The sequence below is a fragment of the Salmonella sp. 32120201201600049SM genome (genome assembly GCF_017572835.1).
Lineage (GTDB): Bacteria > Pseudomonadota > Gammaproteobacteria > Enterobacterales > Enterobacteriaceae > Salmonella > Salmonella enterica.
Map to the genome: position 1 here is coordinate 261130 of NZ_JAGESA010000004.1, position 25659 is coordinate 286788.

Consider the following 25659-nt stretch of genomic DNA (forward strand, 5'->3'; position numbering starts at 1 on the left):
GTAGCGTTGCGCGTGACAAACGGTCACAGCCTAACTTACTCATCTTCGCTGCGCCAGTGTTAATCCTGCCGTTTAGCGTCTGTGGTGTTAGGCACGGCATTGAATGACAGGTATGATAATGCAAATTATAGGCGATGTCCCACAATTGACCGTAGCCTTCATTCGCAGAAAAGCACCTTATTTTGTGGGAGATAGCCTCACCGATAGCGTAACGTTTTGGGGAGTCTATGCAGTACTGGGGAAAGATAATTGGCGTCGCCGTAGCCCTGATGATGGGCGGCGGCTTTTGGGGCGTGGTCCTGGGTCTGCTGGTGGGCCATATGTTCGACAAAGCCCGCAGCCGAAAAATGGCGTGGTTTGCCAACCAGCGGGAACGGCAGGCGCTGTTTTTTGCCACCACCTTTGAGGTGATGGGCCACTTAACCAAATCAAAAGGACGGGTGACGGAAGCGGATATTCATATCGCCAGTCAGTTGATGGATCGTATGAATTTACACGGCGATTCACGTACTGCCGCGCAGAACGCCTTTCGGGTCGGAAAAGCGGATAATTACCCATTACGTGAAAAGATGCGGCAGTTTCGTAGCGTCTGCTTCGGGCGTTTTGATCTGATCCGGATGTTTCTGGAAATTCAGATCCAGGCGGCGTTTGCCGATGGCTCGCTACACCCTAATGAGCGGGAAGTGCTGTATGTGATTGCGGAAGAGTTAGGTATTTCCCGCGTACAGTTCGATCAGTTTCTGCGCATGATGCAGGGCGGCGCGCAGTTTGGCGGCGGTTATCATCAACAGTCCGGCGGCGGCTGGCAGCAGGCGCAGCGCGGCCCGACGCTGGAAGATGCCTGTAATGTGCTGGGGGTTAAAACCACCGACGATGCAACCACCATTAAACGCGCTTATCGCAAACTGATGAGCGAGCATCATCCGGACAAACTGGTCGCGAAAGGTTTACCGCCGGAAATGATGGAAATGGCGAAGCAAAAAGCGCAGGAAATTCAGAAAGCGTATGAGCTAATCAAAGAACAGAAAGGGTTCAAGTGATTGAATTGCCGGATGCGGCTAGCGCCTTATCCGGCCTACGTTAATGAATGTAGGCCGGGCAAGCGAAGCGCCCCGGCATAAATTGGCTCCGAATTTAAAAATCTGCCGGGACTTTAAACGTCATGCTGTTACCGTAAGCGGGATGGGTAATGGTCAGCATTTCGGCGTGTAACTGCAAACGCGGCGCCAGCGACAACGCTTCCGGCGAAGCGTAAAACCGATCGCCTAAAATCGGGTGGCCTAACGCCAGCATATGCACACGAAGCTGATGCGAACGCCCGGTGATCGGTTTGAGCACCACGCGGGCGGTATTATCCGCCGCAAACTCCACCACGTTATATTCCGTTTGCGCCGGTTTGCCGGTTTCATAACACACTTTCTGCTTTGGCCGGTTCGGCCAGTCGCAGATGAGCGGTAAGTCAACCAGTCCTTCCGCCGGGGAGGGATGCCCCCATACGCGCGCCACATACTGCTTTTTCGGCTCCCGTTCGCGGAACTGGCGTTTTAGCTCCCGTTCCGCGGCTTTGGTCAGCGCCACTACAATCACGCCGCTGGTGGCCATATCCAGACGATGCACCGACTCTGCCTGCGGGTAGTCGCGCTGGATACGCGTCATAATGCTGTCTTTGTGCGCTTCCAGACGCCCCGGCACGGACAACAGGCCGCTGGGCTTATTGACCACCATAATGTGCTCATCCTGATACAGGATAACCAGCCAGGGTTCCTGCGGCGGATTGTAGTTTTCCATCCCCATGTACGGCTCCGTTATTGGTGCGTGACGACGATAAGACGCAGCGCGTCCAGACGCCAGCCTGCCTGATTCAGGCTTTCCAGTACCTGCTGACGGTTGCTGTCGATAGCGGCAAGTTCGTCGTCGCGAATGTTCGGGTTGACGGCGCGCAGCGCTTCCAGACGCGACAGTTCCCCGGACAGTTTTTCATCCGCCTCGCGACGCGCGTTATCAATCAGCGCTCTGGCGGACTTTTCAATCTGCGTCTCGCCCAGTTGCAAAATGGCATGGACGTCCTGTTGCACGGCGTTAACCAGTTTGCTGCCGGTGTGGCGATTCACGGCGCTGAGCTGACGGTTGAAGGTTTCAAACTCGACCTGGGCGGCCAGATTGTTGCCGTTTTTATCTAACAGCATACGTACCGGCGTCGGCGGCAGGAAGCGGTTCAGTTGTAGCTGTTTCGGCGCCTGCGCTTCCACGACGTAAACCAGTTCGACCAGCAGCGTGCCGACTGGCAGCGCTTTATTTTTCAACAGCGAAATGGTGCTGCTGCCGGTATCGCCGGAGAGGATCAGATCCAGTCCGTTACGGATGAGCGGATGTTCCCAGGTAATAAACTGCGCATCTTCGCGAGACAGGGCTACGTCACGTTCGAACGTGATAGTACAGCCGTCTTCCGGCAGGCCGGGAAAATCCGGCACCAACATGTGGTCGGACGGCGTCAGCACGATCAGGTTGTCGCCGCGATCGTCCTGGTTAATGCCGACGATATCGAACAGGTTCATGGCGAACGCGATCAGGTTGGTGTCGTCGTCCTGTTCTTCAATGCTTTGTGCGAGTTGTTGGGCTTTTTCACCACCGTTGGAGTGGATCTCCAGCAGGCGGTCGCGGCCCTGTTCTAACTGGGCTTTTAGCGCTTCATGTTGCTCGCGGCAGGATTTGATCAGATCGTCAAACCCGTCGGTTTCTTCAGGCGCGGCCAGATAGTTAATCAGACTGGCGTAGGCTGAATCATAAATCGCGCGACCGGTCGGGCAGGTGTGCTCAAAGGCGTCCAGCCCTTCGTGATACCAGCGAACCAGCACCGACTGGGCGGTTTTTTCCAGGTACGGGACGTGGATCTGGATATCATGCGCCTGGCCGATACGATCCAGACGACCAATACGCTGTTCCAGCAGATCCGGGTTAAACGGCAAGTCGAACATCACCAGATTGCTGGCAAACTGGAAGTTACGTCCTTCAGAGCCGATTTCGGAACATAACAGTACCTGCGCGCCGGTATCTTCTTCGGCGAACCAGGCGGCGGCGCGGTCGCGTTCGATAATCGACATGCCTTCATGGAACACGGCGGCGCGGATGCCTTCGCGTTCGCGCAGCACCTGCTCCAGCTGTAACGCGGTGGTCGCCTTAGCGCAGATCACCAGCACTTTTTGCGAACGATGGCTGGTCAGATAGCCCATCAGCCACTCAACGCGCGGGTCGAAGTTCCACCAGGTGCCGGTATCGCCTTCGAACTCCTGATAAATTTGTTCCGGATAGAGCATATCGCGGGCGCGATCTTCCGCGCTTTTACGCGCGCCCATAATGCCGGAGACCTTAATGGCGGTCTGATACTGGGTCGGCAGCGGCAGTTTTACCGTATGCAGTTCACGTTTCGGGAACCCCTTGACGCCGTTACGGGTGTTGCGGAACAGAACGCGGCTGGTGCCGTGGCGATCCATCAGCATCGACACCAGCTCATCACGGGCGGCCTGCGCGTCGTCGCGATCGCTATTAGCGGCCTGTAACAGCGGTTCAATATCCTGTTCGCCGATCAGATCGCCCAGCCTGTTCAGTTCGTCGTTGCTGAGTTTATTGCCCGCCAGCAGCATGGCCACCGCATCGGCGACAGGGCGGTAGTTTTTCTGTTCTTCGACAAACTGTTCGAAATCGTGGAAACGGTTCGGATCGAGCAGGCGCAGACGGGCGAAATGGCTTTCCATCCCCAGCTGTTCTGGCGTGGCGGTCAGCAGCAGCACGCCCGGCACGCGTTCAGCTAACTGTTCGATGGTCATATATTCACGGCTCGGCGCATCGGTACTCCACACCAGATGATGCGCTTCGTCGACCACCAGCAAATCCCACTCGGCGTCGCACAAATGTTCCAGACGCTGCTTATTACGGCGGGCGAAATCCAGCGAACAGATCACCAGTTGTTCGGTTTCAAACGGGTTATACGCGTCGTGCTGCGCTTCGGTATAGCGTTCGTCATCGAACAGCGCGAAGCGCAGGTTGAAACGGCGCAGCATTTCTACCAGCCACTGGTGTTGCAGGGTTTCCGGCACGATGATCAATACGCGTTCCGCCGCGCCGGATAATAACTGTTGATGCAGAATCATCCCGGCTTCAATGGTTTTACCTAAGCCCACTTCATCCGCCAGCAGTACGCGCGGCGCGTGGCGACGACCCACATCATGAGCGATATTAAGCTGATGCGGGATCAGGTTGGTCCGCTGACCGCGCAGGCCGCTGTATGGCATCCGGTACTGCTCGCTCTGAAATTTACGGGCGCGATAGCGCAGCGCGAACCGATCCATTCGATCGATTTGACCGGCGAACAGACGATCCTGGGGCTTACTGAAAACCAACTTGCTGTCGAGCAGAACTTCGCGCAACGTCACATTGGTCTCTTCGGTATCCAGGCGGGTGCCGACATAAACAAGCAGGCCATTTTCTTCTTTTACTTCATCGATATGTAGCTGCCAGCCTTCATGGCTTGTAATCGTATCGCCAGGGTTGAACATGACGCGGGTCACGGGAGAATCACTGCGCGCATACAGGCGGTTTTCCCCCGTGGACGGGAAAAGTAAGGTGACGGTTCGCGCATCCATCGCAACAACGGTTCCAAGTCCCAGCTCGCTTTCTGTATCGCTGATCCAGCGTTGACCAAGTGTAAAAGGCATATGTGTTCGGCTCTATATCTTTAATTGCAGGCATTACTCGCCATTCCCAGGCGACAGCACTGGATAATTGCGAGTATACGACCCCGCTACCAGGCTAATGTGGTAGTGGCGTTAATTAGGTCCAGGAATGGAAAGGGCGCTATGGTACTGGAAGGCGGCGCTTTCGTCACGCGTCAAAATAGCCCCAGTTGCCCGGTCAGTAGTGTAGCAAAATTATCTTCAACGAAGGGAAGAATTCCTTCCGCCACGGGTTGTAGCTGGCGGGTAAGATAGTGTTCGTAATCCAGCGGCGACTGCTGGTAATCCACGGGCTCGGGGCCGTTAACAGTCCAGACATATTTTATGGCGCCGCGATTCTGATACTGCGCCGGACGACCCTGCTTCAGGTTTTGTTCATCCGCCAGCCGGGCGGCGCGAACGTGCGGCGGAACGTTACGTTGGTACTCATGTAAAGGGCGACGCAGACGCTTACGATAAACCAGCTGTGCGTCCAGTTCGCCCGCCATCAGTTTATCGATAGTCTCACGCACATAGTCTTGATAAGGTTCATTGCGAAAAACACGCAGATACAGCTCCTGTTGAAAGCGCTGCGCCAGCGGCGTCCAGTCGGTCCGCACCGTTTCCAGACCTTTAAATACCATGCGCTGGCTGTCGCCTTCCTGAATCAGGCCCGCGTAGCGTTTTTTACTGCCAGTATCCGCGCCGCGGATGGTCGGCATCAGAAAACGGCAAAAGTGGGTTTCAAACTCCAGCTCCAGCGCGCTGGTCAAATTTTGCTGTTGTAACGTCTGCGCCCACCATTCGTTCACGTGACGCACCAGCCTGTGCCCGATTTCCGCCGCATCGGCTTCTGAATGCGCGCGCCGGAGCCAGACGAAAGTGGAATCGGTATCGCCATAAATCACGTCATAACCCTGCGCCTCAATCAGCGCTTTGGTCTGGCGCATAATCGCATGACCGCGCATGGTGATTGACGACGCCAGACGGGGATCGAAAAAGCGGCAGGCCGTGGTGCCGAGTACGCCATAAAAGGCGTTCATAATGATTTTAAGCGCCTGCGAGAGCGGTTTATTGCCCTGACGTTTGGCTTCATCGCGCCCGTGCCAGATTTGGCTAACAATTTCCGGCAGGCAGTGCTTTTCTCGTGAAAACCAGGCGTCAAGGAAACCTTCGGTACTGTGTTCCGGATCCGGCTGCGCCATGCCTTCGACCAGCCCGACGGGATCAATCAAAAACGTGCGGATAATCGACGGGTACAGGCTTTTATAATCCAGCACCAGTACTGAATCGTATAATCCGGGTTGTGAATCCATTACGTAGCCGCCGGGACTTGCCAGCGGCGGCACTTCGCCGAGATTGGGCGCGACATAGCCGGCGCGGTGCATTCGCGGAAAGTAAAGATGCCCGAATGCGGCGACTGAACCGCCGTGGCGATCGACCGGCAGGCCGTTGATCGTCGCGCGTTCCAGCAAAAACGGCATGATCTCGGTTTTATGGAAAATGCGCGTGACCAGCTCGCAGTCTTTCAGGTTGTAGGTGGCGAGGGCGGGTTTATCCTGGGCAAAGCGGCGATCGATCTCATCCATACGATCCCAGGGGTTATCAATGGATTTTCCTTCGCCGAGCAGTTCCTGCGAGACGGCTTCCAGCGAAAAAGACGAAAAATTCCAGAACGCGGATTTAAGCGCGTCGATACCATCGATAATGACTCGCCCTCTGGCCTGGGCGAAAAAAACGCCGTTTTTGAAGCCATGTTCGCGCCACTCCAGTTCGCTATTGTCTCGCCCCAGCCGTAAAGGGATACGGTAGCGTTCGGCATGTTTTTGCAGCATACGCAGGTCGAACTGCACCACGTTCCAGCCGATGATGACGTCAGGATCATGCTCGGCAAACCAGGCGTTGAGTTTTTCCAGCAGCTGCGGGCGGCTGGCGACATACACAAGCTCGAAGTCCAGTTGGCGGTCATCGCCATTCGCCGGGCCCAGCATATAAACGGTACGCTGACCGCATCCTTCCAGACCAATGCAATACAGTTCGCCGTGTCGCGTGGTTTCGATATCCAGCGAGACCCATTTTAGCGGCGGTCGATAGTCGGGGTGGGGTTTAAGACGCGCATTGCGGATAACGCCGTTGCGCATCTCGCCGTCTACCCAAACGGGCGACGTAATAAAACGCTCCATCAGGTAACGTTCCGGCGGGCGTACATCCGCTTCATAAACGGTGACGCCGTTTTCGCGCAGCAGTTTCTCCATCCGCATAAGCTGGCGGTGAGTGCGGCAATACAGACCGGATACCGGCTGACGATGAAAGTCTCGCAGCTGGAGCGGCGTCAGGCGATAGTCTTTTTCCGCCTGTAGCAGCGAGGCGGCGCGGGAGGTCTGGCTGGTCGGAATAAACGCCACGGACTCTTGCGGTGCCAGCGTTGCCTGCACAGGGCCGTTGTCTGTCGCCAGCCAGAAAGAGACCTCCGTCCCTTGCGGCGTATCCCGCCAGTGCCGGGTTAAAATGAAACCTGCCTGCGCCACGATGATTACCTGTCTAAAAAATTCACGCTAATTATAACCTGTTTTAGGGGGTAATACTGTTATTTTGTACAGGCATATAACGTAAAAGCCGATATCCGCTGTAATAAAAAGTTTCTCGCAGTAAGAAGCGGGTTTTCGCCCACCAGGATTTATAGCGGGTGGATCGCGTGGGTGATGAGCGGCTATCGATACCATTATCCTGAGCGATAGTTTTCAGACGCAGCATATGCAGCGGATCGCTGACCAGTAACGCTGTGCGCCATTGTTGTTGTCGCAGGATCTGTTTTGCGTAACGAATATTTTCGCGCGTCACGGTAGAGCGCTCTTCAATAAAAATCGCCTTAGCCGGAATCCCTTTTTCCAGAACGTATTGACGGGCTATCGCCGCGTCGGAAACCGTTGCGCCAGCGCCGTAGCCGCCGGTTAATACCAACGCGCGGACAATGTGTTGTTGGTAAAGCCAGATGGCATGATCCAGTCTGGCCTGAAAAACGGGAGAAGGCGTTTTTCCGCTAACACCTGCTCCTGCGACAATCGCGCAGTCAGCTACGCGCGTCTGGTTTTGCTGACTGAACTGATAAATAGCGATGGCATTATGGATAAACACCGTAGCCATAATGAGAATTATGCCTGCCGCGATTCTGATGATGTAGCGATATTTCATGAATGAGTTCGTTCCCCGTGACGGGTGTAATGGATATTTTAACGATAAAATGGCTTTTAGCGTCAGATATTTTTGCTGACGTATATTTATCAATATAATGATGCCGGTATATACAGCAGATATAATTATCCTATAACTGCTAATTTTAAATCATGTTTATTTACAGTTTTTACCCATGTATTAGCCGTTTTGTGTCAAGTCTGTTTTCATACATTCAGTATTTTTCAGAAAGGCGCTTGTTCGAATCTGTTACTTATTTCTCGGATTAACAAAAAAGCGATATTTTTTGTTTGTTTTAATTAATGAAAAGTGTAACAATTTCATTTGGAACATCCGCACCGTCAGGTAGAAATATAATATTCCAATTGGCCGCTATGGTTAAATAAAAATGGATTACAGTGCGAATTCGTCGGGAACTCTCTGCATAATTTAATTTTTATTTTAGAATATAATTTTATTTTGACTTTCGGGTGCGGGTGTTTTTATCAAAATTTGTGGTATTCGGGAATGATCTTTTATGAATGTGAGTATGCAGGCGCGTCTGGTAGGGAGCGACCGTTATCTTTTCGTCAATACTCAACGCGCTAACCCTTCCATAAAAACCGTGAGTCGATTTTTTGAGTATAAAACATGGACAGAACAAATTTGGCGTACCGAGATTATTGAAAACGGCAATGCTTTTTTTCACTGGCAAGGACACGACAGAAAAAACGGACATCGGGATACCATTATTAATTATCTGTTAAATGGGCAACGCTGGCAGTCAACAATCGAAGATTATATTTTCTTCCATGCGCTGGAAGGAAAAGCGTGGCAGGGACATTATGATAATATTATTGAATATGTGAGTTCTGATCATTACGTCTATCAAAGCGCATTTGCTGAATATATCACCGACCAGATTCATCAACGCGCCCCCAATGGGACGCGTTTTTAGAGGCATTACTGCCCGTAATAGGCTTTTGCGCCGTGTTTGCGTAGATAGTGTTTATCCAGCAGGGATTGCTGCATGTCGGGCAACTGCGGCGCAAGCTGGCGGCAGAAGATCCCCATATAGGCCACTTCTTCCAGCACGATGGCGTTATGCACGGCATCCTCGGCATTTTTACCCCAGGCAAACGGGCCGTGCGAATGGACAAGCACGCCGGGCATTTGAGCGGCGTCAATACCTTGTTTTTCAAAGGTTTCAACAATGACATTGCCCGTTTCCCATTCATACTCGCCATTAATTTCCGCCTCGGTCATTTTGCGAGTGCAGGGAATCGTACCGTAGAAATAGTCGGCATGGGTGGTTCCCGTCGCCGGAATCGGCTGGCCCGCCTGCGCCCAGATAGTCGCGTGGCGCGAATGGGTGTGTACGATGCCGCCGATAGTCGGAAATGCCTGATATAACAAACGGTGGGTTGGCATATCGGACGACGGTTTCTTATGACCTTCAACGACTTCACCGGTCTCCAGGCTGACCACCACCATATCGTCAGCGGTCATGACGCTATAATCGACGCCGGACGGCTTAATCACCAGTACGCCGCGTTCGCGATCGACGGCACTAACGTTACCCCAGGTGAGGGTGACCAGGTTGTGTTTTGGCAGCGCCAGATTAGCTTCCAGTACCTGGCGTTTGAGATCTTCTAACATTGTTTTCTCCCTGCCGGATGGCGCTTCGCTTATCCGGCCTACGAGCGACGGTGTGCCGGATGGCGACATAAATGCCTTATTCGGCCTACAGGACCGTAGGCCTGGTAAACGCAGTGCCACCGGGCATTCAGACTTCACTTTTAGCGTTTTAAACCGTAATACACCTCGTTCCAGCGCAGCGCGTCCTTAAAGGCCGGCAGACGGGTATCGTTATCAATTACCGCGATTTCGATATCGTGTATTTCTGCGAACTGGCGCATATCGTTCAGATCCAGCGCGTGGCTGAAGACGGTATGGTGCGCGCCGCCAGCCAGAATCCACGCTTCGGAGGCGGTCGGCAGATCCGGCTGCGCCTTCCACAGCGCGTTAGCCACCGGCAGTTTCGGCAGGGAGTGCGGCGTTTTTACGGTGTCAATGCAGTTGACCAGCAGGCGATAACGATCGCCGAGGTCGATCAGGCTGGCGACGATCGCCGGGCCGGTTTGGGTATTGAAAATCAAACGCGCCGGATCTTCCTTGCCGCCAATGCCGAGGTGCTGGACGTCGAGGATCGGTTTCTCTTCCACTGCGATGGACGGACACACTTCCAGCATGTGCGAGCCGAGCACTAGATCGTTGCCTTTCTCGAAGTGGTAGGTGTAATCCTCCATAAATGAGGTGCCGCCCTGCAGACCGGTTGACATCACTTTCATAATGCGAAGCAGAGCGGCGGTTTTCCAGTCGCCTTCGCCCGCAAAGCCGTAGCCCTGTTGCATAAGACGCTGTACGGCCAGACCCGGAAGTTGTTTCAGGCCGTGCAAATCTTCAAATGTCGTCGTAAAGGCGTGGAAGCCGCCCTGTTCCAGGAAACGCTTCATACCGAGTTCAATACGCGCCGCCTCCCGCACGTTCTGGCGTTTATCGCCGTGGATTTGGGTTGCGGGCGTCAGGGTATAGCTGCTTTCATACTCGTCAATCAGAGCGTTGATATCGCCGTCGCCGATAGAATTCACCACCTGCACCAGATCGCCGACCGCCCAGGTATTGACCGAAAAGCCAAATTTGATTTGCGCGGCCACTTTATCACCGTCAGTCACTGCGACTTCACGCATATTGTCGCCGAAGCGGCAGACTTTTAGCTGGCGGGTATCCTGTTTAGAGACCGCCTGGCGCATCCAGGCGCCGATACGCGTATGGGCCTCTTTATCCTGCCAGTGACCAGTGACGACCGCGTGCTGCTGGCGCATCCGCGCGCCGATAAAACCGAACTCACGACCGCCGTGCGCAGTCTGGTTCAGGTTCATAAAGTCCATATCGATGCTGTCCCACGGCAGGGCGGCGTTAAATTGGGTATGGAATTGCAGTAGTGGTTTGTTAAGAATACTCAGCCCGTTGATCCACATTTTGGCCGGGGAGAAGGTGTGCAGCCAGACCACCAGCCCCGCGCAGCGATCGTCATAATTGGCGTCACGACAAATGGCGGTAATCTCATCCGGCGAGGTGCCCAGCGGTTTTAATACCAGTTTACATGGCAGTTTGGCTTCGGTATTCAGCGCGTTGACCACATGCTCGGCATGTTGAGTGACCTGACGCAGGGTTTCTGCGCCATACAAATGCTGGCTGCCAATCACAAACCATACTTCATAATTATCAAAAATCGTCATTGTCGTGTCCTTAATGAGTCAGGATTGCCTGATTGGCCGGGGTCGTTGGCGCCGGCGCGGCAGTCGGAAGATAATGTTGTTCTGCGCTTAGCGCCCACTGCTGGTAGCGGCGGTAAAGCTGTTCGAGGCGTTGCGCCTGTTCAGGGCGGGGACGCAGAGTGCGTTCTACCGCGCTTGCCATGCTTTGCTGGGCGGCAGGAATATCGGCATGGACTTTCGCAGCGACGGCGGCAAAGATAGCGGCGCCTAATGCGCAACACTGGTCGGAAGCGACGATCTGCAACGGACGATTCAGTACGTCGCAGCAGACCTGCATAATGACCTGATTTTTACGGGCGATGCCGCCAAGCGCCATCACGTTATTGACCGCGATACCCTGATCGGTAAAACACTCCTGAATGGCGCGCGCGCCGAAGGCGGTCGAAGCGACCAGACCACCAAACAGCGCTGGCGCGTCGGTGGCGAGATTGAGATCGGTAATGACGCCTTTCAGACGCTGATTAGCGTTTGGCGTGCGGCGACCGTTAAACCAGTCGAGCACCACCGGCAGGTGATCCAGGGACGGATTTTTCGCCCAGGCGTCGGTGAGCGCTGGCAGTAACTGCTTCTGGCTGGCGTTAATCTGGGTTTTCAGTTCTGGGTGCTGCGCGGCAAGTTGCTCCAGCGGCCAGCTCAACACGCGGCTAAACCAGGCGTAGATATCGCCGAAAGCAGATTGGCCCGCTTCCAGACCGATAAAGTTCGGCACCACGCTGCCGTCAACCTGACCGCAAATGCCTTTCACGGCGCGATCCCCGACGCTCTGTTTATCCGCAATCAGAATGTCGCAGGTAGACGTGCCGATGACTTTCACCAGCGTATTGGGCTGTGCGCCCGCGCCGACCGCGCCCATGTGACAGTCGAACGCGCCGCCGGAAATCACCACGCTTTCCGGCAAGCCGAGGCGCTGCGCCCATTCGGCGCACAGGGTGCCCACGGGCAGATCGGCGGTGAAGGTTTCGCTAAATAACGGGTAGCGCAGATGACGGTTAATACACGGATCGAGTTCATCAAAGAAGCTCGCAGGCGGCAGACCGCCCCAGCTTTCATGCCACAGTGTTTTGTGCCCGGCGCTGCAGCGGCCACGGCGGATATCCTGCGGGCGAGTGGTGCCGGAAAGCAGCGCCGGCACCCAGTCACACAGTTCAATCCACGAGACGGCGGCCTGCGCGACGGCGCTATCCTGACGGGTAACGTGCAGAATCTTCGCCCAGAACCATTCGCTGGAGTAAATGCCGCCAATATAGCGGGAGTAGTCGACCTTGCCTGGCTTATGGCACAGACGAGTGATTTCGTCGGCCTCTTCCACCGCGGTGTGATCTTTCCACAGCACAAACATCGCATTCGGGTTCTCGGCGAACTCCGGACGCAGCGCCAGGACGTTACCGTCGGCGTCAATCGGCGCTGGCGTAGAGCCGGTGCTGTCAACGCCAATGCCAACGACATTTGCGCGTTGCGCGGCGCTTAATTGTGCCAGAACGGCTTTCAGCGCGGCCTCCATTGACTCCATGTAGTCGCGCGGATGATGACGGAACTGGTTGTTCGGGCCGTCGCAATAACGGCCTTCTTGCCAGCGCGGATACCACTCTACGCTGGTGGCGATCTCGTCGCCGGTGGCGCAGTCCACTGCCAGAGCGCGCACTGAATCACTGCCAAAATCGAGGCCAATTGCAATTGCCATCGTCTTACTCCATCCAGAAAAACAGGTATGGAGAAACAGTAGAGAGTCGCGGCAAAAACCGTCAGGCAGGATTCGCTAATCTTATGGACAAAAATGCTAATGCTTTGCAAAGTGTGACGCTGTGCAAATATTCAATGTGGACATTCCAGCCATAGTTATAGACACTTCTGTTACTTAATTTTATCGCCTGAACTGTACGCTTTTGTTACAAAGCGCTTTTCACAAGCGGGGTTGATACGTGCTTTCATCAAGCGCAAGGTCTTGCGGAGACGTAAGCACTGTCGTCCTGTTCAATATGGACAATTTGTTTCTTCTCTGAACATCGGGGGGTAGAGAAATCATGGCTGAAACGCAAAATGATCCGCTATTGCCGGGATATTCATTTAATGCCCATCTGGTCGCCGGACTGACGCCAATTGAAGCGAATGGATATCTGGATTTTTTTATCGATCGTCCGTTGGGCATGAAGGGATATATTCTTAACCTGACCATCCGCGGAGAGGGCGTCATTAATAATAATGGCGAGCAGTTTGTCTGTCGGCCTGGCGATATATTATTGTTTCCGCCGGGCGAGATTCATCACTATGGACGGCATCCGGACGCCAGCGAGTGGTATCACCAGTGGGTTTATTTCCGGCCTCGCGCCTACTGGCAGGAGTGGCTGACCTGGCCGACAATCTTTGCCCAGACAGGATTTTTCCGCCCGGACGAGGCGCGCCAGCCGCATTTCAGCGAACTGTTCGGGCAGATCATCAGCGCCGGGCAAGGGGAAGGCCGCTATTCTGAGCTACTGGCGATCAATCTGCTGGAGCAGTTGTTGCTCAGACGTATGGCGGTAATTAATGAGTCGTTGCACCCGCCGATGGATAGCCGTGTGCGCGATGCCTGCCAGTATATCAGCGACCATCTGGCGGACAGTCATTTTGATATCGCCAGCGTCGCCCAGCATGTCTGCCTGTCGCCCTCCCGGTTATCGCATCTGTTCCGCCAGCAGTTAGGCATTAGCGTATTGAGCTGGCGCGAAGATCAGCGTATCAGCCAGGCGAAACTTCTGCTTAGCACTACGCGAATGCCGATAGCGTCCGTTGGGCGCAATGTTGGATTTGACGATCAGCTCTATTTTTCGCGGGTATTTAAAAAATGCACCGGGGCCAGTCCTAGCGAGTTCAGGGCCGGATGTGAATAAAAAGTGAATGATGTGTCCACAAAGATGTCATAAGCCGTAACTATTCGGATAATTGACGGCTTGACGAAGGGGGACGGGGTAAGCAGAATCCCTGCTTCATCACGCTGACGGACACACTATGCAAGCACTGCTGGAACACTTTATCACCCAATCCACTCTGTATTCGCTTATCGCCGTGTTGCTGGTCGCCTTCCTGGAATCGCTGGCGCTGGTGGGGTTGATTTTACCCGGCACGGTACTGATGGCGGGGCTGGGCGCGCTTATCGGCAGCGGCGAGCTCAATTTTTGGCATGCCTGGCTGGTGGGTATTATCGGCTGTCTGATGGGCGACTGGATTTCGTTCTGGCTGGGGTGGCGCTTTAAAAAGCCGCTACACCGCTGGTCTTTTATGAAAAAGAACAAGTCGCTGCTGGATAAAACCGAACACGCGCTGCATCAGCACAGTATGTTCACGATCCTGGTCGGACGTTTTGTCGGTCCGACGAGGCCGCTGGTGCCGATGGTGGCAGGGATGCTGGATCTTCCCGTAGCGAAATTTATTGGGCCGAACTTGATTGGCTGTTTGCTGTGGCCGCCGTTTTATTTCCTGCCGGGCATTCTGGCGGGAGCGGCAATCGATATTCCTTCCGATATGCAGAGCGGAGATTTCAAATGGCTGCTGCTGGCGACGGCGTTACTGCTGTGGGTCGGAGGCTGGCTATGCTGGCGGCTGTGGCGCAGCGGCAAAGCGGCAGTCGATCGTTTAACCGCGTATTTCCCCCGCAGCCGTTTGCTGTATCTGGCGCCGTTGACGCTCGGGATCGGCGTGGTCGCACTGGTGGTGCTGGTTCGCCACCCGCTGATGCCGGTATATATCGATATTCTGCGCAAAGTTGTGGGTTACTAACGATTCCTTTGCCGGATGGCGGCTTCGCCTTATCCGGCCTACAAAATATGGGATTTGATGCCCAATAGCGCTGAGGCGCTGGCTTGACCGCTTAGTAGCTCGTCTGTTTTGCCTTGCCACGCAATGCGTCCGTCGGCCACGACGATTGACCGGGGCGCAATTCGCGCCGCATCTTCCACGCTGTGCGAGACCATCAACAGCGTAAGCTGTCGCTCGCGGCAGATATCGCTGACCAACGTCAGCATCTCCTGACGCAGCGCGGGATCGAGCGCGGAGAACGGTTCATCCAGCAGCAGTACCGGCTGTTCACGTACCAGGCAGCGCGCCAGCGCTACCCGCTGACGCTGGCCGCCGGACAGCTCGCCCGGCAAACGCGCCATCAGACTCTCAATGCCCATCTGACGTGCGATAGCGTCCCGTTTTTCCCGCTGGCTGGCGTTGAGCGTTAACCCGGGGTTTAGACCCAGACCGATATTTTGCTGCACATTCAGGTGGCTGAATAAATTATTCTCCTGAAACAGCATTGAGACCGGACGGCGTGAGGGCGGCGTAAGCGTATGATCTTCGCCGGCAATCAGTAGCGTACCGCTGGCAGGTGCAAGAAAACCGGCAATTAAATTCAACAACGTGCTTTTCCCCGCGCCGCTGGGGCCAAGAATCGCCACCTGCTCGCCGCGTTCTACCGCCAGCGTAAAACGCATCGGCAAATGATGGTAAAGCCAGGTGATATCAATCAGTTTTAGCATGTCGGCCCGGTAGTTTCTCTATGAGGGTAAATAACGTAAAGCAGAGCAGCAATAGTATCAGCGCGGTCACCGCGCCGTCCTGGCTGCGGTAGGAGCCGATCTGCTGATACAGATAAAACGGCAGCGTGCGGAAATTGTCATTGCCGAAAAGCGCGACGACGCCAAAATCACCGATAGAAAGTACGCAGGCAAACGCCAGCGCCTGCGCCAGCGGACGTTTCAGCGCCCGCAGTTCCACGACCTTTAACCGCGACCAGCCTTCAATTCCTAATGACTGGCACAGCATTCCATAACGGGCGGTAATATCGCGCATTGGGTTTTCCAGGACTTTTAGCGCGTAGGGGATTGCCATCAGCGCATTGGTGAAAATCACGATGCCGTCGGCGGATTCCGGTAAGCCAACGCTGTTATTGAGCAGTAAAAAGAAGCCTGTCGCCAGCACGATCCCCGGCATCGCGAGGATCAACATCCCGCTGAGTTCCAGCGTTTGTCCGGCGAATAGTTGCTGGCGTTGGCGTAGCTCGCGGCTACTCCACAGTAGCATCATGGTCAGCACCACACACAGAACGCCCGCCGCCAGCGCAATGCGTAGCGATGTCCAGACAGCCTGCCACAGAATGGGTTGCGCCAGCACCTCCAGCAGGCTGCGGTTGATGCCATCGACCACCACGGCGACCAGCGGCGGAAGCAGCAGCAGCAGCGCCAGCACGATTAATAAGGCGTCCGTCAGACGGCTGTGGAGACGATCGTCAGGATCGCGCCAGCCCTGCGTCAGCGTCATCCCCGGTGCAATCGCTTTGCTCAACCGTTGGCTTAGCAGTACCAGCGCCAGGCAGCAGACCATCTGGATTAATGCCAGCATCGCCGCGCGGGCGGGATCGTAGTCATAACTGAGCGCCTGAAAGATAGCCAGTTCGATAGTGGTGGCCTGCGGGCCGCCGCCGAGCGACAGAACCGTTGCGAAACTGGCGAAGCAGAGCATAAAAATCAGCGCCGCGACGGGCGGAATTTGGCGGCGCAGCCACGGCCATTCGACAAAACGGAAAAAATGCCAGCCGCGCATACCGAGCTGGGCGGCGAGCTGGCGCTGCTCGCCGGGAATGCTTTCCAAAGATTGCAGCAACAAACGGCTCGCCATTGGCAGGTTAAAAAAGACGTGCGCCAGTAAAATGCCCTGCAAGCCGTAGGGGGAGAATGTCCACTGAAGCCCCAGCATCTGCCACAGCGAGGCCAGCCAGCCCTGACGGCCATACACGCTAAGAATGCCGAACACGGCAACCAGTACCGGCAGAATCAGCGTCATGGCGCACAGACGCAGCAGCGCCAGACGTCCAGGAAAACGGCGTCGATAAAGCGCGCGGGCGAGAAAAACCGCCGGGACCACAGACAGCACTGCGGACAGAAACGCCTGCCAGAATGAGAAGCGCACCACATGCCACAGATAGCTATCCCGCCAGATTGTCGACCACGCGCCCGACGGCGCGTTCAACCAAAGCGCCAGAAAGGCCGCCAGCGAGACGGTTATCATCAGCGCGGCGGCGCACAGCCCCGGAATCAGCCAGCCGGGAATTAACGGCTGACGGCGCGTTGCCATTCGCTAATCCATGCCTGGCGTTGTGCTGCCACTTGTTGCGGCGTGAATTCCAGTGTTGTGGCGGGTTTTGCCAATGATTCAAACCCTGCTGGTAGGGCGACGTCCGCTACCGGGTACATCCAGTTGCCGGTGGGTATGGCGTTCTGAAACGCCGGAGAAACCATAAATTTGAGGAATTTCTCCGCCAGTTCCGGCTGCTTACTGGCGACGGTACGCGCCGCGACTTCTACCTGTAAGTAATGGCCTTCGCTGAAGTTCGCGGCGGCGTAATTGTCCTTCTTCTCTTCAATAATGTGATACGCCGGAGAGGTGGTGTAACTGAGCACCAAATCGCTTTCACCTTTCAGAAATAAACCGTAGGCCTCGCTCCAGCCTTTCGTCACCGTCACCGTTTTGGCCGCCAGTTTTTGCCAGGCCTGCGGCGCGTTATCGCCATAGACTTTGCGCATCCACAGTAACAGCCCCAGCCCTGGCGTACTGGTACGCGGGTCCTGATAAATTACCCGCCATTTTTGATCGCTCTCGACCAGTTCTTTCAGGCTTTTCGGCGGATTTTTCAGCTTGCTTTTATCGTAGACAAAGGCGAAATAGCCGTAATCGAACGGCACAAATGTGTCGTTTTTCCAGCCGCCGGGCACCTTGACCGCTTCATTCGCCACGCCGCTTTTGGCAAAAAGTTTAGTTTGCGTGGCCGCTTCCAGCAGATTATTGTCCAGCCCCAACACCACATCGGCTTTGCTGTTCTTCCCCTCCATCCGCAGGCGGTTGAGCAGCGAAACGCCATCCTCCAGCGCCACCAGTTTCAGCTCGCAGTTGCAATCGGCTTCAAACGCTTTTTTCACCGCCGGGCCTGGCCCCCAGTCGGCGGCGAACGAGTCGTAGGTATAGACGGTGAGAACGGGTTTGGCGAAAGCAGGCGCCGCGCACAGGAGTAAAAGTGGAAGATATTTTTTTAACACTTTGCACCTCAGTTAAAGAGTGGCAAAGGACTTGAGAGGTAGCCTCAAATCCCTTCGCCGGCATTATCCGGATCAGGTTCGACGGGTATTTTCTCAGCGCGCGCATGAGCGCGGCACCCCGTTGAGTTCGGCGTTAGTGTAGTGATTTTGTTGCCGGGCAGCAATCAAGAGCTGGCGTTAAGGATCTGGCGGCGCAAACCACGCCGATTTAAAATCAAACCAGCCGAGGGTATTCATGCGCAGCCCGCGCATACTGCGCTGTCCCTGGATAATCAGCCAGTGGTGGATCAACGGCACAATCGCTTTGTTGGCCAGCAGTTGCTGGCACCAGTTCGCCAGGTTCATCTCGCCAGCGCGCCACTGCGCGGCGTCGCCCTGCCAGTCGCGCGGAATGCAGTTCTGCAAGAGCGGTACTTCGCACAAGTGCGCGAACAGCGAGAAATCCAGCGGCAGCGTAAAGTTAGCGCTATTGAGCCAGATATCGCTTTCGATCTCGCCGGCGTGCCATTGATCGTAGTCGATCTCCTGAATATGCAGATGCACCTGATGTTCAGCCAGAAGCGCGCTCATGATACGGGCGATAACCCGGTGCTCAATGTGTTCGCGATAGAAGGTCAGCGTGAGGGTTTCCAGCCCGGCGGGTTTTTCGCCCGGGCCTGGACGGGCGTGATGCCAGCGCGGTAAAAGCCCATAGGCCGGGAACCAGAGCTGCTGTAGCGGTTCATCGGCATGATAGAGTAAATTGGTGGGGGAGAGGACGTGGCTTACCCATTCTCTGACCTGCGGATGTGCGCCGCGCGGCGTTCTGGCGTCGAATAGTAGGTAATAGCACCCCTCTTCCAGTCGGCTTTCTATCGCTTTTTCACCGCCTTGTATCGGCCCTTCCAGCATCAAGCCGCAGGCCGGTTCTTCACTGATATCCGGCAGTACCCAGACGTTCACTTCGTCTATCAACGCCCGATAGCCGAAGTAATCATCAAAGGCGAGTATCTTGAGCTGGTTTGGCGTATTACGCCGCACGGCATAAGGCCCGGTGCCGATAGGGTGGCTGGCGAAATTAGCCAGCGTTTCCCACTCCCGCGGCAAAATCATCGCCGGGACCTGGCCCAGCAGCCACGGCAACCAGCGATCCGGCTGGGAAAGATGAATATCCAGCGTCCACGCGGTAGGGGAGTCTATCTTTGTGATGTGCGAGTAAAGCGGAAGCGTATTGATACGCGTCAGCGAGGAGATGACATCTTCCATCTCCAGCTCGCGGCCATGATGAAAATGAATGCCGGGGCGCAGGTAGAAGCGCCACAGTAAAGGGGAAATTTGCTGCCAGTGGTGCGCAATATCCGCTTCTAGTTCCCCGTTTTCCTCATTTACCCGCGTGAGCGAACTGAAAATTTGCCGGGCAATATGAGTTTCCGAGCGACGTAATGCGGTTCCCGGCAGGAGATTGTGCATCGGACGATAGTAAAGAACCCGCAGAATATGCCGCCCCTGGCGGAAGCTGCGTCCCAGATGGGAAATCAGCATTTGCCTGACAGCGCTTTTATCGCCGACCAGTTGTACCAGTTGATCGATTCGATCTTGTTCCAGCAGGTCTTCCGCCCGCTGCTGTTGCAGCGCCAGTCCGGTATACAGGAACGTCAGACGCGAACGCTTTCCGCGTCCAACCTCGGCTTCCCATGTTAGCCAACCGCGCGCCTGCATCGTATTTAGCAGCGTACGCATATGGCGACGCGAACAGTTCAGCAGATCCGCCAGCTCATTAAGCGTGGTGTCTTGCGTTTTACCGTCACAACATTGCCAGAGACGGATAAATTGTTGTTGCAGGCGACCTGAGGGCATAAAAGGGGAACTCCGATGAAAAACTCAGCAATTTTATTATCCCTATATTAGGCCAATAATATCTTTCGATGAAGCAAGAGGAAGAGGTCACTATGCGCCAGTTCTGGTTGAGATATTTTGCCGCGACGGAAAAAACGTCCTGGCTGGCTTGCCTGAGCGCGCCGCAGCGCTTAAAAATGCTCGCGGAACTGATGCAGTGGGAGGCGACCGATTGAAGCCAATTGCAGACATCATGTGTGACTGAGTATTGGTGTAGGCGATAGCCTAAAATCACCCGCCAGCAGATAATATCTGCTGGCTTTTTTTATTTCGGCTGTTTCTGGATGACGACGATGGGACGGCGTCTCAACGGGATTTATGCGGCGGTTTCTGTGGTCACGCGGGGGTGAGCGGGCGAGTAAAAGACGTGTAATGTTGCGTGACAAGCGCCATTTTGCATGGTACTGAAACAGACTTTTTTTATTTTTATCATCGCTAATCTTATACGCGTTATCGCATGGTGCTTTAACGTGTTTAGTACAAAGGAATGATAATGAAAAAGGTTTTTTTGCTTGCAGCGCTTTTTGCTATGTCCAACTCCTCTTTCGCGGCAATGGCTGAAAGTTGTCAGCAATATTTTAATGATATTGATGCCCTGGTTGAGCAGGCTGCAGCAACGAGTGAACAGGCAAAACAGCAAGTTGACGCGATGAAGCCTCAACTCGAAGCGTCAAAAAAACAGTTGGAAACTGTAGCTGCATCCGACCAGGATGCTGCGTGTAAGCAGGCTCTGGCGTCAATGGTTCAGATTAAACAGGCTCTGGGATTAAAATAAGATAGATACCAGCAATAAGCGATGAGTATCGCTTATTGCTGGTCGTTTTGGTATCAACGCATAAACTCAGGCTGCTTGTCTTCGTACTCGGCAATCGCGTCTTCGTGCTGCAGCGTCAGCCCAATGCTGTCCAGACCGTTCAACATGCAGTGGCGGCGGAAGTCGTCGATTTTAAAGCTATAGGTTTTATCGCCTGCTTTCACCACCTGTGCTTCCAGATCCACTTCAAAATGAATCCCCGGATTGGCTTTCACCAGAGCAAACAGCTCATCGACCTGTGCGTCGCTCAGGGTTACCGGCAGCAGTTGGTTGTTAAAGCTGTTGCCGTAGAAAATGTCGGCGAAGCTTGGCGCGATCACCACTTTAAAGCCGTAATCGGTCAACGCCCACGGCGCGTGTTCGCGTGAAGAGCCGCAGCCAAAGTTTTCCCGCGCTAACAGAATCGACGCGCCTTGATATTCCGGAAAGTTCAGCACGAATTCCGGATTTGGCTGTTGGCCCTTTTCGTCCAGGAAACGCCAGTCGTTAAACAGATGGGCGCCAAAACCGGTGCGCGTAACCTTCTGCAAAAACTGTTTAGGGATAATTGCATCGGTATCGACGTTGGCGGCATCCAGTGGGACAACCAGGCCGGTATGCTGGGTAAATTTCTCTGCCATGGTAGTTTCCTTATTTGATGCTGCGAATGTCGGCGAAGTGGCCGGTAACGGCGGCAGCGGCGGCCATCGCCGGGCTGACTAAATGCGTGCGACCCCCGCGGCCCTGACGGCCTTCAAAGTTACGGTTGCTGGTGGATGCGCAGCGCTCGCCCGGGTTCAGGCGGTCATTATTCATGGCCAGGCACATGGAACAGCCCGGTAAGCGCCATTCAAATCCTGCTTCGATAAAGATCTTGTCCAGACCCTCCGCTTCCGCCTGCGCTTTCACCGGACCTGAACCCGGCACCACCAGTGCCTGTACGCCCGGCGCGACTTTGCGCCCTTTGGCGACTTCCGCCGCCGCGCGCAAATCTTCAATGCGCGAATTGGTACAAGAGCCGATAAAGACTTTATCGATAGCAACGTCCGTTAACGGTACGCCCGGCTGTAAGCCCATATAAGCCAGCGCTTTTTCGGCGCTGGCGCGTTCAACCGGATCGCTAAAGGAGGCGGGATCGGGGATGATGTCGGTGACGGAAATCACCTGGCCCGGATTCGTGCCCCAGGTCACCTGCGGCGCGATCTCTTCTGCTCGCAGGGTGACGACAGTATCAAAAGTCGCGCCGTCATCGGTTTTCAGCGTTTTCCAGTACTTGACGGCTTCGTCAAAATCGCGGCCCTTCGGCGCGTGCAAACGCCCTTTTACGTAGTTGAAAGTGGTTTCATCCGGGGCGACCAGACCGGCTTTGGCGCCCATCTCAATCGCCATATTGCACAGAGTCATGCGGCCTTCCATACTCAGCGCGCGGATAGCGTCGCCGCAAAATTCAACCACGTGCCCGGTGCCGCCGGCGCTGCCGGTTTTACCGATGATCGCCAGCACGATGTCTTTGGCGGTAATGCCCGGCGCGGCGTTGCCCGTGACTTCAATCTTCATGGTTTTAGCGCGCCCCTGTTTCAGGGTTTGCGTCGCCAGTACATGTTCTACCTCAGAAGTGCCGATGCCGAAGGCCAGCGCGCCAAACGCGCCATGGGTGGCGGTGTGGGAGTCGCCGCAGACGATGGTCATGCCCGGCAGGGTGACGCCCTGTTCCGGCCCCATCACATGGACGATGCCCTGATATGGGTGATTCAGGTCATACAGTTCGACGCCGAATTCGTTACAGTTCTTAATCAGCTCCTGCATCTGGATACGCGCCATTTCACCGGAGGCATTAATGTCTTTGGTCTGCGTCGAGACGTTGTGATCCATCGTGGCGAAGGTTTTCCCTGGCTGACGTACCGGACGATGGTGCGCGCGCAGACCATCAAACGCCTGCGGCGAGGTGACTTCATGCACCAGGTGGCGGTCGATGTACAGCAGCGGCGTTTCGTTTGGCGCCTCAAAGACCACGTGGGCATCAAATAATTTTTCGTATAACGTTTTGGCCATGATTACACCCCTTCTGCGACATAGCGGGCGATAATATCGCCCATCTCATCGGTACTGACTGCGGCAGCGCCCCTGGCTAAATCGCCGGTGCGAACGCCCTCTTCTAATGCGCGATTGATCGCCTGTTCAATGGCTGTTGCCGCATCGTTGGCATCCAGGCTGTAGCGCAGCAGCAGCGCCAGCGACAGGATCTGCGCAATTGGGTTGGCGATATTTTTCCCGGCGATATCCGGCGCGGAGCCGCCAGCCGGTTCATACAGGCCAAATCCTTGCTCGTTCAGGCTGGCGGAGGGCAACATCCCCATTGAGCCGGTGATCATGGCGCATTCGTCGGACAGAATGTCGCCGAACAGGTTAGAGCACAGCAGTACGTCAAACTGCGACGGGTCTTTAATCAACTGCATGGTGGCGTTATCGATATACATGTGCGCGAGTTCCACATCGGGATACGTTTTCGCGACATCATTGACGATCTCACGCCACAGGATAGAGCTTTGCAGTACGTTGGCTTTATCAATAGAGGTGACTTTACGGCGGCGTTTACGCGCCGATTCAAAGGCGATACGGGCAATGCGCTCGATCTCAAAGCGGTGATAAACTTCGGTATCAAAGGCTTTTTCGTACTGACCGCTGCCTTCACGGCCTTTTGGTTGTCCGAAATAGATCCCGCCGGTCAGCTCGCGCACGCACAGGATATCGAAACCGTTAGCGGCGATATCGGCGCGCAACGGGCAAAATGCTTCCAGTCCCTGATACAGTTTCGCCGGACGCAGGTTACTGAATAATTTGAAATGTTTGCGCAGCGGCAGCAGAGCGCCGCGCTCTGGCTGGCTTTCCGGGGGCAAATTTTCCCATTTCGGGCCGCCGACGGAGCCAAACAGAATGGCATCCGCCTGCTCGCACCCTTCAACGGTGGCTTTCGGCAGTGGATGACCATGATTGTCGATAGCAATACCGCCGACGTCATAGCGGCTGGTGGTGATACGCATATCAAAACGGCTGCGTACCGCATCCATAACTTTCAGGGCTTGCGCCATGACTTCCGGGCCGATACCGTCGCCCGGCAGTACGGCAATATGATAGTTCTTCGACATTACACGGTTTCCTTGTTGTTCTCTTTATTTTGAGCTTTGCGTTGCAATTCTTTTTCAACTTCGGCGGCGCGCCAGATATTGTTCAGTACGTGCACCATCGCTTTGGCGGAGGATTCGACGATATCCGTCGCCAGCCCGACGCCGTGGAAGCGGCGACCATGATGGTTCACGACGATATCGACCTGACCCAGCGCGTCTTTGCCCTGGCCTTTGGCGTTCAGGTCGTATTTAACCAACTCAACGTCGTAGCCAGTGATGCGGTTAATCGCCTGATAGATGGCGTCGACCGGGCCGTTGCCGTTCGCCGCTTCGGCCTTGATCTCTTCACCACAGGCCAGCTTCACGGAAGCGGTGGCGATATCGCTGGAGCCGGACTGCACGCTGAAGTAATCCAGACGGAAATGCTCTGGTTCTTCTTGCTGTTTATTAATAAACGCCAGCGCTTCCAGGTCATAGTCGAACACCTGGCCTTTTTTGTCCGCCAGCTTCAGGAACGCGTCGTACAGGTGGTCCATGTTGTAGTCTGTGTCCTTGTAACCCATCTCTTCCATGCGATGTTTCACGGCGGCACGGCCAGAGCGGGAGGTCAGGTTCAGCTGTATCTGGTTCAGACCGATGGACTCTGGCGTCATGATTTCATAGTTTTCGCGGTTCTTGAGGACGCCATCCTGGTGGATGCCGGAAGAGTGGGCGAAAGCGCCGCTGCCGACAATCGCTTTGTTGGCCGGGATCGGCATGTTACAGATCTGGCTGACGGTCTGGCTGGTGCGCCAGATTTCGTGGTGATTGATGTTGGTGTGTACGTTCATGATGTCTTTGCGCACTTTAATCGCCATGATCACTTCTTCCAGTGCGCAGTTACCGGCACGTTCTCCGATACCGTTCATCGCGCCTTCAACCTGACGCGCGCCCGCATGTACTGCCGCCAGCGAGTTGCCTACCGCTATCCCTAAATCGTCGTGGGTATGAACGGAGATGATGGCTTTGTCGATATTGGGGACACGTTCATACAGGCCGGAAATGATTCCCGCGAACTCAAACGGCATGGTATAGCCCACGGTATCGGGAATATTAATGGTTCTCGCGCCGGCGTTTATAGCGGCTTCCACCACGCGCGCCAGATCGTCAACAGGCGTCCGGCCAGCATCTTCGCAGGAGAACTCTACGTCATCAGTGTAATTACGCGCCCGCTTAACCATGTATACCGCGCGTTCGATGACCTCATCCAGCGTGCTGCGCAGCTTGGTGGCGATGTGCATTGGCGAGGTGGCGATAAAAGTATGGATGCGAAACGCGTCGGCGACCTTCAGCGCCTGTGCCGCGACGTCGATGTCTTTTTCTACACAACGCGCCAGGGCGCAAACGCGGCTGTTTTTGATGGTGCGGGCGATGGTTTGGACAGATTCAAAATCACCCGGAGAAGAGACCGGGAAGCCTACTTCCATGACATCAACACCCATGCGCTCAAGGGCCAGGGCAATCTGCAGCTTCTCTTTCGCGCTCAGGCTGGCCTGTAACGCTTGTTCGCCGTCGCGTAAGGTCGTATCAAAAATAATGACTTGCTGGCTCATG

Annotated in this window: 21 protein-coding genes and 1 riboswitch; of the genes, 6 read left to right on the forward strand and 15 right to left on the reverse strand. The window is 55.1% G+C overall.

Going from position 1 to position 25659, the window contains the following annotated elements; all coding sequences use genetic code 11:
* Window positions 1-227 precede the first annotated feature (227 nt).
* On the forward strand, window positions 228-1040 hold the full coding sequence (gene djlA, locus J4650_RS11890; protein WP_001200595.1) for a co-chaperone DjlA: 813 nt from the start codon (window positions 228-230) through the stop codon (window positions 1038-1040).
* A 94-nt stretch (window positions 1041-1134) separates the two neighbouring features.
* Here the strand turns inward: djlA and rluA are convergent, their stop codons facing one another.
* The 4 genes from rluA to J4650_RS11910 all read right to left on the reverse strand — a co-directional run bounded on the left by rluA (window position 1135) and on the right by J4650_RS11910 (window position 7901).
* The gene (gene rluA, locus J4650_RS11895; protein WP_000525196.1) at window positions 1135-1794 is read right to left on the reverse strand and encodes a bifunctional tRNA pseudouridine(32) synthase/23S rRNA pseudouridine(746) synthase RluA; all 660 of its coding nucleotides are present in this window, start codon (window positions 1792-1794) and stop codon (window positions 1135-1137) included.
* An 11-nt stretch (window positions 1795-1805) separates the two neighbouring features.
* Window positions 1806-4712: an RNA polymerase-associated protein RapA gene (gene rapA / locus J4650_RS11900; protein WP_001116978.1), complete on the reverse strand. Its 2907-nt coding sequence runs from the start codon at window positions 4710-4712 to the stop codon at window positions 1806-1808.
* Window positions 4713-4885: 173 nt separating this feature from the next.
* Window positions 4886-7237: a DNA polymerase II gene (polB, locus tag J4650_RS11905; protein WP_000035715.1), complete on the reverse strand. Its 2352-nt coding sequence runs from the start codon at window positions 7235-7237 to the stop codon at window positions 4886-4888.
* Between the two features lie 43 nt (window positions 7238-7280).
* On the reverse strand, window positions 7281-7901 hold the full coding sequence (locus J4650_RS11910) for a YdcF family protein (protein ID WP_000877511.1): 621 nt from the start codon (window positions 7899-7901) through the stop codon (window positions 7281-7283).
* A gap of 517 nt (window positions 7902-8418) precedes the next feature.
* Between J4650_RS11910 and J4650_RS11920 the strand changes: the two genes are divergently transcribed.
* A complete protein-coding gene (locus J4650_RS11920; protein WP_001103155.1) occupies window positions 8419-8838 on the forward strand; it encodes a DUF4751 family protein in 420 nt (139 codons plus the stop codon).
* 5 nt (window positions 8839-8843) lie between these two features.
* On the opposite strand, the gene araD is transcribed toward J4650_RS11920, so the two are convergent.
* The 3 genes from araD to araB all read right to left on the reverse strand — a co-directional run bounded on the left by araD (window position 8844) and on the right by araB (window position 12902).
* A complete protein-coding gene (gene araD, locus J4650_RS11925) occupies window positions 8844-9539 on the reverse strand; it encodes an L-ribulose-5-phosphate 4-epimerase (protein WP_023993189.1) in 696 nt (231 codons plus the stop codon).
* Window positions 9540-9679: 140 nt separating this feature from the next.
* Entirely contained in the window at window positions 9680-11182 is a 1503-nt protein-coding gene (gene araA / locus J4650_RS11930; RefSeq protein ID WP_000151693.1) for an L-arabinose isomerase, read from the reverse strand.
* A gap of 10 nt (window positions 11183-11192) precedes the next feature.
* Entirely contained in the window at window positions 11193-12902 is a 1710-nt protein-coding gene (gene araB, locus J4650_RS11935) for a ribulokinase (protein ID WP_000951817.1), read from the reverse strand.
* Window positions 12903-13242: 340 nt separating this feature from the next.
* Between araB and araC the strand changes: the two genes are divergently transcribed.
* Both araC and J4650_RS11945 read left to right on the forward strand, forming a co-directional pair.
* Complete coding sequence (araC, locus tag J4650_RS11940) at window positions 13243-14088, forward strand: arabinose operon transcriptional regulator AraC (RefSeq protein ID WP_000852385.1); 846 nt, start codon at window positions 13243-13245, stop codon at window positions 14086-14088.
* A gap of 118 nt (window positions 14089-14206) precedes the next feature.
* On the forward strand, window positions 14207-14974 hold the full coding sequence (locus J4650_RS11945) for a DedA family protein (RefSeq protein ID WP_001148369.1): 768 nt from the start codon (window positions 14207-14209) through the stop codon (window positions 14972-14974).
* A gap of 38 nt (window positions 14975-15012) precedes the next feature.
* On the opposite strand, the gene thiQ is transcribed toward J4650_RS11945, so the two are convergent.
* The 4 genes from thiQ to sgrR form a co-directional block, all read right to left on the reverse strand.
* Complete coding sequence (gene thiQ, locus J4650_RS11950) at window positions 15013-15720, reverse strand: thiamine ABC transporter ATP-binding protein ThiQ (RefSeq protein ID WP_000915973.1); 708 nt, start codon at window positions 15718-15720, stop codon at window positions 15013-15015.
* Window positions 15704-17314 (reverse strand): thiamine/thiamine pyrophosphate ABC transporter permease ThiP, encoded by a 1611-nt coding sequence (gene thiP, locus J4650_RS11955; RefSeq protein WP_000235631.1) that lies wholly within the window; start codon window positions 17312-17314, stop codon window positions 15704-15706. The genes thiQ and thiP overlap by 17 nt, the downstream gene beginning before the upstream one ends.
* Window positions 17290-18273 (reverse strand): thiamine ABC transporter substrate binding subunit, encoded by a 984-nt coding sequence (gene thiB / locus J4650_RS11960; protein ID WP_000915326.1) that lies wholly within the window; start codon window positions 18271-18273, stop codon window positions 17290-17292. Before thiB ends, thiP begins: the two co-directional genes overlap by 25 nt.
* A 31-nt stretch (window positions 18274-18304) precedes the next feature.
* A riboswitch (TPP riboswitch) is annotated at window positions 18305-18404 on the reverse strand.
* 46 nt (window positions 18405-18450) lie between these two features.
* Window positions 18451-20109: an HTH-type transcriptional regulator SgrR gene (gene sgrR, locus J4650_RS11965; protein WP_001139040.1), complete on the reverse strand. Its 1659-nt coding sequence runs from the start codon at window positions 20107-20109 to the stop codon at window positions 18451-18453.
* Window positions 20110-20201: 92 nt separating this feature from the next.
* Here sgrR and sgrT point away from each other — a divergent pair, with 92 nt between their 5' ends.
* Both sgrT and J4650_RS11975 read left to right on the forward strand, forming a co-directional pair.
* A complete protein-coding gene (gene sgrT, locus J4650_RS11970) occupies window positions 20202-20324 on the forward strand; it encodes a glucose uptake inhibitor SgrT (RefSeq protein WP_001248755.1) in 123 nt (40 codons plus the stop codon).
* 317 nt (window positions 20325-20641) lie between these two features.
* Window positions 20642-20923, forward strand: coding sequence for a DUF5339 family protein (locus tag J4650_RS11975; protein WP_000755259.1), 282 nt, complete (start codon window positions 20642-20644; stop codon window positions 20921-20923).
* A 53-nt stretch (window positions 20924-20976) separates the two neighbouring features.
* Here J4650_RS11975 and leuD read toward each other — a convergent pair whose 3' ends face one another.
* Genes leuD through leuA form a run of 4 tightly spaced genes read right to left on the reverse strand, consistent with a single transcriptional unit; the run spans window position 20977 to window position 25658 of the window.
* Window positions 20977-21582, reverse strand: coding sequence for a 3-isopropylmalate dehydratase small subunit (gene leuD / locus J4650_RS11980; protein ID WP_000818265.1), 606 nt, complete (start codon window positions 21580-21582; stop codon window positions 20977-20979).
* A gap of 10 nt (window positions 21583-21592) precedes the next feature.
* Complete coding sequence (leuC, locus tag J4650_RS11985; protein WP_001140634.1) at window positions 21593-22993, reverse strand: 3-isopropylmalate dehydratase large subunit; 1401 nt, start codon at window positions 22991-22993, stop codon at window positions 21593-21595.
* Between the two features lie 2 nt (window positions 22994-22995).
* Complete coding sequence (leuB, locus tag J4650_RS11990; protein ID WP_000042336.1) at window positions 22996-24087, reverse strand: 3-isopropylmalate dehydrogenase; 1092 nt, start codon at window positions 24085-24087, stop codon at window positions 22996-22998.
* Window positions 24087-25658 carry a 2-isopropylmalate synthase gene (gene leuA / locus J4650_RS11995; RefSeq protein ID WP_000082819.1) on the reverse strand — a complete coding sequence of 524 codons (1572 nt, stop codon included), beginning with the start codon at window positions 25656-25658 and terminating at the stop codon, window positions 24087-24089. The genes leuB and leuA overlap by 1 nt, the downstream gene beginning before the upstream one ends.
* Window position 25659 lies beyond the last annotated feature (1 nt).